This is a genomic window from uncultured Veillonella sp. (genome assembly GCF_963524655.1).
Classification (GTDB): Bacteria; Bacillota; Negativicutes; order Veillonellales; family Veillonellaceae; genus Veillonella.
In genome coordinates this window covers 20,856-31,303 of sequence record NZ_CAURHA010000024.1, presented here as the reverse complement: position 1 = coordinate 31,303, position 10,448 = coordinate 20,856, and the positions used below count along the sequence as shown (strand labels likewise).

At 40.1% G+C, this 10,448-nt stretch carries 9 protein-coding genes; 2 read left to right on the top strand and 7 right to left on the bottom strand.

Translation table 11 applies throughout. The features are described 5' to 3' along the window. Positions 1-99 precede the first annotated feature (99 nt). Positions 100-1,035 (bottom strand): phosphatidylglycerol lysyltransferase domain-containing protein, encoded by a 936-nt coding sequence (locus RYM16_RS06015; protein WP_314982940.1) that lies wholly within the window; start codon positions 1,033-1,035, stop codon positions 100-102. A gap of 100 nt (positions 1,036-1,135) precedes the next feature. Beyond that, on the bottom strand, positions 1,136-2,254 hold the full coding sequence (locus RYM16_RS06010) for an efflux RND transporter periplasmic adaptor subunit (protein ID WP_314982936.1): 1,119 nt from the start codon (positions 2,252-2,254) through the stop codon (positions 1,136-1,138). A gap of 111 nt (positions 2,255-2,365) precedes the next feature. On the opposite strand from RYM16_RS06010, the gene RYM16_RS06005 reads away from it, so the two are divergent. Next, positions 2,366-3,217, top strand: coding sequence for an aldo/keto reductase (locus tag RYM16_RS06005; protein ID WP_314982934.1), 852 nt, complete (start codon positions 2,366-2,368; stop codon positions 3,215-3,217). Between the two features lie 77 nt (positions 3,218-3,294). On the opposite strand, the gene RYM16_RS06000 is transcribed toward RYM16_RS06005, so the two are convergent. From RYM16_RS06000 to RYM16_RS05990, 3 genes are all read right to left on the bottom strand, one after another. Beyond that, positions 3,295-3,633 carry a branched-chain amino acid transporter permease gene (locus RYM16_RS06000; protein ID WP_009352382.1) on the bottom strand — a complete coding sequence of 113 codons (339 nt, stop codon included), beginning with the start codon at positions 3,631-3,633 and terminating at the stop codon, positions 3,295-3,297. After that, positions 3,626-4,291, bottom strand: coding sequence for an AzlC family ABC transporter permease (locus tag RYM16_RS05995; RefSeq protein WP_314982938.1), 666 nt, complete (start codon positions 4,289-4,291; stop codon positions 3,626-3,628). The genes RYM16_RS06000 and RYM16_RS05995 overlap by 8 nt, the downstream gene beginning before the upstream one ends. Before the next feature lie 241 nt (positions 4,292-4,532). Continuing rightward, positions 4,533-5,699 (bottom strand): iron-containing alcohol dehydrogenase, encoded by a 1,167-nt coding sequence (locus RYM16_RS05990; protein ID WP_314982932.1) that lies wholly within the window; start codon positions 5,697-5,699, stop codon positions 4,533-4,535. Positions 5,700-6,018: 319 nt separating this feature from the next. Here RYM16_RS05990 and RYM16_RS05985 point away from each other — a divergent pair, with 319 nt between their 5' ends. Then, complete coding sequence (locus tag RYM16_RS05985) at positions 6,019-6,837, top strand: MetQ/NlpA family ABC transporter substrate-binding protein (protein ID WP_314982931.1); 819 nt, start codon at positions 6,019-6,021, stop codon at positions 6,835-6,837. A 97-nt stretch (positions 6,838-6,934) separates the two neighbouring features. Here RYM16_RS05985 and RYM16_RS05980 read toward each other — a convergent pair whose 3' ends face one another. Together RYM16_RS05980 and RYM16_RS05975 are read right to left on the bottom strand one after the other, a co-directional pair. Next, entirely contained in the window at positions 6,935-7,750 is an 816-nt protein-coding gene (locus tag RYM16_RS05980) for a nitroreductase family protein (protein ID WP_009352294.1), read from the bottom strand. Positions 7,751-8,546: 796 nt separating this feature from the next. Further along, complete coding sequence (locus RYM16_RS05975) at positions 8,547-10,100, bottom strand: nitrite/sulfite reductase (RefSeq protein WP_314982929.1); 1,554 nt, start codon at positions 10,098-10,100, stop codon at positions 8,547-8,549. Positions 10,101-10,448: the final 348 nt, after the last annotated feature.

Here is a 10,448-nt window from a genome sequence, read left to right as displayed (position 1 = left end):
TCGCCATGATGATACGCAATTTACATACAAATAGATAGGCTAACACTTCTATTATAACAAAATGAGCTATGAAGCACATCGACTTCATAGCTCAGAATTTTATTTACCGCCTGTCGCATTATCTGCTTCGTTAGCATATACTGCGTCATATTTTTCAGCAAAGTGATCTGGGTTGTAAGATTCCTTTGCTTGGCGAAGGCCAGGTAATCCCATGTCTTCTTCACGGTTGATGAATTCGACTTCGCTAAATTCATGACGAATGAATTCATTGTTAATCGCTTGGTACAAACCGCGAATATCTGGATTTGCTTTTTCAATATGAATCAAAGCAATTCTATCATTTAAGATTTCACCAATACTGAAAGCTTCCACACGGCCAAACAATTTAATGGCTCCGCCTTTAAGGCCTAATACTTCCCAGTTATCGAACAACAAATTGATTGCTACTAATTCGTCTTCGATACCTTCTTCGTGGTGAGTTTCCACCCAAGATGCTGCTGTTTCGCGACATAATGGAATGATATCTTCCGTAATTGGCAAGTACTCATAATTGGAGTATTGCATGCGGAATTGGTTCAAATGGTTTTTCTTTTGACGGAATTTCTTACCGGACAAACTGATAAGATCTTCAGACTTGTAAATGTATTCGTAGTTATCGCGGTCAGGGGTGAACTCATAGCGACCAGGACAAAGGTCTTCCATACGCTCTTTAACAGCTTTGCTAACACCTTTAAAACGGAATGGCAATTTATTTTCTACGAACCATTCTTTAGCGCGCAATAAACCATCAAGGAACTTTGCATCTTTACCAGCAAACGGAGGCAATAGGAATGGTTCACGCTTACCGCCACCTTGAATATACAACACGCCATTTTCTTCAGCCCAACGGATGCCGTACGGATCTTGCCACATGAACAATGTAGTGAAACAGTTATCAGAGGCTTCATAATGATGTTGTTCAAAATACTTATCGATTAATGGTTTGTCTCTTAATTCAAAACGTTTAAATTCTAAAATAATAATCCCTCCTATCAGATTCCTCTTACGAGGTTGCTTTCACAGTGTGTGAAAGTTTTCTTGCCATCATGCATTCAACATATATTAAAACTTTAGTACAGAACCTTACGGTTCGTAATTACAATTTTACAGATTCGCCTAACACAAAGGTTCCATCAGTTGTGATAACCTTGTCACCTGCGTTTAGACCAGAAATAATAGCTACATCATCACCTTCTGTGATGCCTACCTCTACGACGCGTACGTCTACTGTATTATTTTCAGTCAATACATAAACATATTTGCCGTCAGAGTTTTCACGAACCGCCTTAGCCGGTACGGTCAACATTTTTGCTTTCACATTAGATTCTATAACAAGTGTATAGAATTCGCCAGCCTTAATGAGGCCTTTGTCATTGTTAAAAGTTGCTTTCACCAATACGCTAGGTACAGTTTCAGGTTGCGTAATATCTACATAAGTTAATTCACCTGGTAATTCTTGTTCAGCCACCTTGAGGAGCACTTTCATGCCATTTTTTGCCTCCGGTGTACCCAGTTTCATCGCCGCATCACGAGGGATGCTGAGAGATGCTACCATCGGTGTGGTTTGTTGTATCATCATAAACGGACGATCTGCAATCGCCATTTGACGGTCTTCGTTATAAATAGCCGTCACCGTACCTGCTATAGGAGCTACAATTGTGGATGCAGCCATTTGTGCCGATACTTGAGCGATTTGTGCCTCGATAGCTGCTACATTAGCGCCACCGCCACCACCGCCAGTTGTTACTGTCGTAGTTTGTGGTTGAGATCGTTCCACAATGCGATCATATTCTTTTTGTGTAATCATGCCCGCTTCACGCATTTTCTGTGCTTGTGCTAATTGAGCACTATCTACGGACGCAGCCGTCGTAGTCGTCACAGATGTCGCATATGATTGCGACTGAGCTTGCGCTAACTGACCTTGTAAGGATGCCAGCTGTTGTTGTAAAGCCGCCGTATCTACAGTTGCCAAGGTTTGGCCTTGCTGTACTTGGTCGCCTACTTTCACAGCATATACGACCTGCCCTGTTAAGGTCGGCGTTACTGTCGCCTTGTTAAGGGCTGTTACATTGGCGTCATTATGTATCTGCAACGGCATATCCTTGTATGTTACGTCAGTAACGGATACCGTCTTTGTACCGCAACCGGCAATGGCCAGCACCATTATCATAACACTAAGCATAGCAATTACAGAACATAAACGATTGATTTTCATTCTGTCACTTCCTATCATATTGATTTTTATCAATACCTTAGTATATCATAAAATCAATTAGAATTGTATGAAAGCTAATTTCTTTAATTTATGGATATAACGGAGGTTCTCATGGAAGAACGGATGGACTTTAGAATATTAAACAACGGCAGCTTCATTCCTTCTATCGGTTATGGCACTTATAAAACAGGCACCGAAGGAGAAACAGAGCAAGCCGTTGCTAATGCACTTGGCGTAGGTTACCGCTTGCTCGATACAGCCGCTTACTACGGCAATGAAGAAGCAGTTGGTAGAGGTATCAAAGCATCTGGCGTTAATCGTACAGATATCATTATTACTACAAAAATTTGGCACACCGATGCAGGCTATGATAATACGATGCGCGCTGTTGAAAGCTCTCTAAAAAAATTAGACACTAATTATATCGACATCATGCTCGTACACCAACCTTTGGGCGATTACTACGGCTCATGGCGCGCTATGGAGGAGTTATACGACCAAAACGTATTGCGTGGTCTAGGTCTCTCTAACTTCTACGAAGATCGCCTCATCGACTTGCTATACCACTGTAATGTAAAACCTGTGGTGAACCAAATCGAGTGCCACCCATTCAACCAACGCCAATCCTTATTACAATTAATGCGCAAGCATCAAGTAGTAGGCATGGCGTGGTCTCCATTTACTCGTGATCGCCAACCGATTTTCGACCACCCTATCATTAAAAGCTTGGCTGAAAAATACGGTGTCACAAAACACCAAATCATCTTACGTTGGCATATCCAACGAGGCATCATTCCATTGCCAAAGGCAAATACCGTAAGCCATATGGAAGCTAACTTTGATGTATTCGACTTCAAGCTTACTAACATCGACATGGACGTTATGGAATTATTAGATCAACAAGACTTCTTGGAAGATCACCACACGGCACCAGGTCTAGAAAGATTATTACAACTAAGATAAAAAAGAAAACCACTTATATCTTCTCCCTTCTTTTAGAAATAGATATAAGTGGTTTATTTATTTTATTGTACTTTATTCTATTTAGGTACATTAAATACGGCTTGTATAAGTATCATATACACTACAGTGCCTGCCCCAATAGACATGAACATATTTCGCTTCCATAGGTGCATGCCAACGGTTACTAATAAAGCAATAAGTTCTGGAATGCCATAAGGATAGGAAAGTACAATTGTATCTTTAAAGGTATATACAACAAGCATACCCATAACAGCTGCAGGCAATGCTTTACCTAAATACTGTACAAACTCTGGTGCCTTTTTACCAGGCGGAAAAATAAGAAAAGCGGAAAAACGTGTAAGTAATGTAGCTGCTACGACAATAGCAACGGTAATGACCATTTCAAAACTAGTCAAGATGTACACCTCCCCATTTATACGCAATATAACATACTATGAGCATACACCCCATAGAGGCAAGCATAAACAAGGATTTTCCCGTCAACAGAAGCATGGCTAAGGCTACAACGGCTCCAACAGCACCAAAGCCTCGAATATTATTACTTTTAGCATTAAATAACATTTCAAGGAATATAACAATAAATAAGCCAGGTAATACAAAACCAATACCACGCAAATCTACAGATGCTAATAAATTACCAAACAATCCCCCTACAAAGGTACTCACCACCCAAAAGGTATAATTAAGCCACGATACATGGAAGTAGAACCATTTTTCATCCACATCATCGGGCAACTTCGTAGATACATTAATTGCAAAGCTTTCGTCACACATCCAGGCAACGGTAGGAAACCATTTCCACCCCATATTTACATATCTCTGTAATGCAGATAAACCATAGAAAAAATGCCGCCCATTAACAAACAAGGTCAGCATAAAAGCATTTACAGGATCAAAGCCTGCCATCAGTAGCCCAATAGTTACGAACTCCATAGAGCCTGCAAAAATTGTACTAGCCAAAACAGGGGCGGTCCACCAAGGTAATCCCTGACTGGTAGCATACAAGCCAAAACCTAATCCAAGGAAGAAGAAGCTGAGCCCCATAGGAATCATTATAGGAAGCGCAAAAGAAAAGGCACTTCGATGCTTTATGTCACTCAAAGGATTTTCTCCTTTCGAAATCATACATTATATATTATGTAAACGATAGTCAAAACTAATCTTAGTCCTCTTCTAGACGATAAAACTAATTTGAACAATAATAAAAGACACCATATGGTGTCTTTTATGTAAGCTATTATATTATACATTGTATATAATTAGTGTCAAATTTTGATGGCTTTAACCAAATGTATTATAAAGCGCGCGTTAAAATTTCACGAGCTACGTCTGGTGTTACATCGCCTTTTTCACCAAGCCGAGTCATACCATGGTCTTCCAATTGTTTCACAATTTTATCAACTGCTTCTTCGCCTAGACCATAATCTTTCAAATGTGTAGATACGCCAAGGGACTCGAAGAATTCACGCGTTTTAGCGATAGCCTTATCTGCTTTTTCTTCTGTTGTGCCTTCTGTGATATGCCATACACGAGTAGCATATTGTGCCAATTTTTCAAGCTTGTCTGCTTTTTTCACTTCTAATAATGCAGGCAATACGATAGCTAATGTAATCCCATGATCAAGATGGTACGCCGCAGTTAACTCATGACCGATAAGATGTGTTGCCCAATCTTGTGGTACGCCGGCACCAATCAAGCCGTTTAATGCCAAGGTAGAAGCCCATACGTGATTAGCACGAACATCGTAGTTTTCTGGATTTTCTACCGTTTCTTTGCCGATTTCAATCATAGTTTTCAAAATACCTTCGCTGAAACGATCTTGAATACGGCCCTCTACAGGATATGTTAAATATTGCTCTGTGGTATGCACAAAGGTATCAATAACGCCATTCTTAACTTGTTTTTCAGGCAATGTGAAAGTCAATGTTGGATCAAGCATGGAGAACTTAGGGAATACTAAGCTACTGAATACAGGGAATTTTCCGTCACCATAAGTAATAACTGCACCACTGTTCATTTCAGAACCTGTGGCAGGTAGAGTCATAACTGTACCAAATGGTAATGGATTTGGCACCATTTCCACTGGAACCGCTGGTACACCAGCTTTCATAACCTCAACGACAGGACCATCATAAGTAGCGCCCATAACGATAAGTTTTGTAGCGTCTACTACAGAACCGCCACCTACAGCGAGAACGAAATCTACACCATGTTCTTTAATGAAAGCTACCGCACGTTCACAAGTTTCAAGAGATGGGTTTGGCTCAATACCGCCGAACTGTTCTACCTTGCGGTTGCCCAGTGCCTTCACAATACGATCAATAAGACCACTGCGCACAGCAGATCCACCGCCGTAAGTAATAAGCACCTTTGCATCCTTTGGTACCAATGCATCTAATTCATCTAAACGGTCTTTACCGAATACGATATGGGTTGGATTATAAAAATCGAAGTTAAGCATGGTAGCCTCCTATATAGACCTAGATCTACAGTTAAATTAATTGTAATACTTATATTAAATTGTAATTGTAATACTTATATTAAATTGTAATACTAATACTAATACTAATACTAAATTATAATGTATATATTAAACTGTAACGTTTAAATTAAGTTGTATAAAACTTATTTATTATATTATACCATTTTTCGAGATTTTTAGATATGCTAAAGCATATAACTTTAATCTATAGCTAACTCATATGTATTTCTCTATATACAAAATCCAACTCACATGATAGGATATTTACATTACATATGTTGTAGAAAGGGATGTTATTATGAAATTCAAAAAATTTATTGCCCCTCTCCTCGTTGGTGTACTTGCATTCGCCATCGCTGGTTGCGGCAACAATACTAATCAAGCAGGCCAAACGCCTAAAGAAGTAAAAATCGGTGCTACTGCAGGTCCTCACGCCCAAGTAGCTGAAGCAGTTGCCAAAGAGGCTAAAAAACAAGGTATCGACCTTAAAGTAGTAGAGTTCTCCGATTATGTAACACCAGATAAAGCCCTCGCTGATGGTGACATTCAATTAAATGCGTACCAACACGTACCATTCATGGAAAACTTTAACAAACAAAACGGTTCCAAATTAGTAGCTATTGGCAAAACTATTTTGATGCCAATGGGTTTATACAGTAACTCTGTACGCAGTGCAGCTGACGTTCCAGAAGGCTCTATTGTAGCGATTCCTAACGATCCTACTAATGGTGGTCGTGGTCTTGCACTACTTGCTAAAGCAGGCCTTATTACTTTGAAAGACGGCGTTGGCTTCAAAGCAACTGTAGCAGATATTACATCTAACCCTAAAAATCTTCAAATCCAAGAATTAGAAGCAGCTCAATTGCCTCGTAGCCTAGATGACGTTGTAGTAGCAGCGATTCCTATGAACTACGTTCAAAGCGCTGGTCTTAACGTAGAGAAACAAGGTTTCTTCTTAGAACCTAAAGATGAGCCTTTAGCGGTTATGATCCTTGCTGTTCGTGAACAAGATAAAGACAACGAAACATACAAAAAAATTGCAGCCATCTACAAATCTGATGCAATTAAACAATTCATCAATGATACTTTCAAAGGTACCATTACATCTGCAAACTAAATAAACAAGAACCGACCTCTATCAAACTAGAGGTCGGTTCTTTTATTTGTAATGCCAAAAAGCGATACCCTAATCAATTTAGAGTATCGCTTTTATTTTATTCTTCCGTATCGAAGGTAACATCTAGGGGTTGACGTTCCACGATGTTGCGATAACGAACGCGCGGATAGCCCATCAAGATGGCACCAGCGATAATCTTATCTTCTGGTACACCTAAAAGCTCCAACAATGGTTCGTATTCTGCTTCACCTGCATGTTCAAAGAAGCCTGCCCAACAAGTACCAAGACCTAAAGTCGGTGCGTAAAGCTCTGCATAAGACAAGCAAGAGTGCCCGCTATCATGAGTACGATGAATATCTTTTTTAGAACCGATTGCCACTACGAGAGCTGGCGCATCGCGCAAGATATATTCCTTGCCTTTATCTACTTCCGCTTGAGCAGCACGAGCATACAGACGCATGATAGGTGCTGTTTTTGCAGCTAAGTGCATCCACTCAAGAACGAGATCAGCAATGCGACGCAATTTTTGTTTGTCGCGTACTACGATATACGAAATACCTTGTGTATTAGTTGCTGTTGGAGCCATTCTTGCAACGTTTAACACTTTGCGAATGAGCTCAGCAGGAACTGGTTTATTTTGATAGTTACGAATAGAGCGACGACTGCGTAAAAACAACTCAGCTTGCTCTGGCGTTAACTTAGGCTCCTGTGTAATATCGATTTGCTCCTTACGCGGTGTCAAGTCGCTGTCGAGAGCAAGTGTGGGACATACGGAAATACAATGCCCACAGGAGATACAACCTCCCTTGCCAGTTATAGGCCCATCATCGGACATCACCAGCAATCCTGTCGGACAGTCAGCTACGCAAAGGCCGCATCGTGTACAGACTTCTGTATTGACGGTAAATAACATCTGATAAATCCTCCAAAAACTACTATAAAGGTTATTATAACACACAAAATCATATGATATCTAGTTTTAACCAATTAGTCTAATTGTAATGGAGCTAATCCCTGTTTCTACATTTGCCTTTTGGATGGGGCCCCGTTTCGTTAGTACAACTTAGTAAAAAAAGTAAGTATACACTTGCTTGCTCCGTTCTTCGCAATGTCGCTGCACAAGTGTATACTTACTTTTTTATCACTTTACTTATAAAGGTGTCCCATCCCAAAGGCCAGTATAATCTATCTATAAAACTAGCTAGCTCCATTACAATTAATCACTAAAATAAAACTCAGAAAACACTATGGTTTTACACATCATAATAAACTTTATAGTAGTGGCGCCATGCCCACCGTCTGGGAAGGACTAGCCTGCGGCTAGTCTTTATAGTGGTGGTGCCACACCCACCGTGGAGGAAAGGACTACCCTGAGGCTAGTCTGCAGGTTAGTTTTAAGCCTAATTTAGTCAAAACTACTTAGCGTTCTTTCCCGCGCCCCACAAAAGCAGATTGAGTAAATATCTGATGTAGCTTGTGATGGGGAATCAGCAATATATGGAGGGAGATTAGTCGCTTGCTATGGGACTGGTTAACAGCAGGTGTTATAAAAATAAAACTAGGTATTTCTGCAGCGACTTTACGAAGGACGGAGCAAGGAGATACCTAGTTTTATTTTTAATTGAGTTGTCGTGATGAAACGGGGCCCCATAGCAAGCGACTTAACTACAGCTTATATGGTGGGGCCCCATCACAAGCGGAAATGAAACTTACTCAAATGCTTTTATAAGTTCCATGTATTGCGCTTTGTGTGTCAGTCTCCAGGTCCCAAAGTCAGGTTCTGGGGCTTCGTTAAGTTTATTTGCAAGTGCTTCCATAAATTCAGGGATTTTTGTAGCCACGATATGCCCGGCCATTTTACCGAAGTTTTCAGAGCCCATGTGTTCAGAGCCACCATCAACTAGCATAAAAGAAACGGTAGGTTTTTTATCTACTAGTTTAACAGAGCCGTGGAATCCAATTTCACCAATTTGGTGTGTACCACAGGAGTGCGGACAGCCAGAGATGTGTAAACGAGGGAGTTTTCTAGTGTCTACGCCCTTCGCTTCAAGGTGTGTAAAGATTGCTTTTAATAGACCATTCGAGTCTTGAATCCCGATTTGGCATACCGTAGAACCTACACAGGATACGGAACGACGGAATTCATTGATAGCACTATCGTCTGTCAAATTTGCAATCTTACGTGCTTCATCAGCAGTGAGATTGATGAAATACAGTGATTGATCAGGTGCAATACGAGCTTCAACTTGGTCTAATGTCACTGCATAATCAAGAGCAGACAAGAGATGTTCGACGTTTGCATCGCCACCTACTGGATGGTATTCCACATAGTAAAGGCCTTCTTGTTTTTGCCGGTAAATACGATGGCTCACCACAGAGTCGTCGCGTTTACCCGTTTTTGTAATTTCATAGGCGTAATCAGCAGGATTTATCCTTAACTGTTCTACCTCTTTTACCATAGCCAAGGTTTCTTCATAGGTTTTGATGAAAGCTTCGGCTCCCCCCATTTCAGCCGGCATGTAACGTGTACGAGCTTTGCCACGGTTCTTGAAATTACCGTGATTAGCAAATACCATGAGCATAGCTTTCACATAATACAATACATCCTCAGGTTGCACATCGTGAGCCACAGGAATACCCATGCGAGGGTTTGGTCCTAGACCACCGCAAGCATAGACATCAAAGGTATTATATTTTGTTAAATTAAATCCAAGATCTTTAAACGTAGTGTGTGGCGTACTGTCAAAACCATTGTCGATAGCCATTTTAAATTTACGTGGAAGCTTGATATAAAACATTTGCTCCATAAGGAACTCGCTAATAGCCGCCGCATAAGGTGTGATATCTAGGGTTTCTCGAGGATCAATGCCCCTTAGAATACTAGCCACCACATTAGGGTTATCACCACCAGCACCACGATTATAAATACCATGTTCATGACACTCTTTAAAAAGATTTAGTATTGTATCACCATCAAGACCATGCATTTGTAAACATTGACCAGTTGTAAAGTGCACATGCTGTAAATTGTATTTACGAATAGATTCCGCCAAAAACTGCATATGCTCACGCGTCATGCGGCCTCCATTAAAACGCCAACGGCTCATACTAGAGTTAGCACCCCGTTCCGCGTAGCTACCAAACGCACCAGATTCACCTTTATAATCTGCGATAGACATTTCTTTTTTATAAAACTTATGCGTCATATCTTCAAACTTTGGATAATCTGCAATTAATCGATCTTTCAACTCTTGTGTAATCATACTATTACCCTCTTGGCTTATATTTATTAAGCATAATTCATAACTTTGTAAGGGTTAGTATACCATATACGCATAACTATGTTTGTAGCTAAGCTCACAAATATAAATACCGAATATTAATACTATAATTTACAATCTGTAATAATTATTACTTTTAAATAAAAATCTTGGTAAAAGAAAGATCAAGTATTTCCGACAAAAATAAACTAATATCTCATATGGCGTACTTTTACTATAATCACCTACAGCAAATAACTATACCTTGTGCATTAAAGGCAAAAAAAGAACAGCCCGAAAGCTGTTCTTTTATATTAAGTTCTGAAATTATAGTAACGGTACTAGATTAAC

Bases quoted from the DNA above. Each gene is read 5' to 3' on its own strand.
- RYM16_RS06010 (WP_314982936.1), bottom strand. From the start codon at position 2,254: ATGAAAATCAATCGTTTATGTTCTGTAATTGCTATGCTTAGTGTTATG.
- RYM16_RS06005 (WP_314982934.1), top strand. From the start codon at position 2,366: ATGGAAGAACGGATGGACTTTAGAATATTAAACAACGGCAGCTTCATT.
- RYM16_RS05995 (WP_314982938.1), bottom strand. From the start codon at position 4,291: ATGATTCCTATGGGGCTCAGCTTCTTCTTCCTTGGATTAGGTTTTGGC.
- RYM16_RS05990 (WP_314982932.1), bottom strand. From the start codon at position 5,699: ATGCTTAACTTCGATTTTTATAATCCAACCCATATCGTATTCGGTAAA.
- RYM16_RS05985 (WP_314982931.1), top strand. From the start codon at position 6,019: ATGAAATTCAAAAAATTTATTGCCCCTCTCCTCGTTGGTGTACTTGCA.
- RYM16_RS05980 (WP_009352294.1), bottom strand. From the start codon at position 7,750: ATGTTATTTACCGTCAATACAGAAGTCTGTACACGATGCGGCCTTTGC.
- RYM16_RS05975 (WP_314982929.1), bottom strand. From the start codon at position 10,100: ATGATTACACAAGAGTTGAAAGATCGATTAATTGCAGATTATCCAAAG.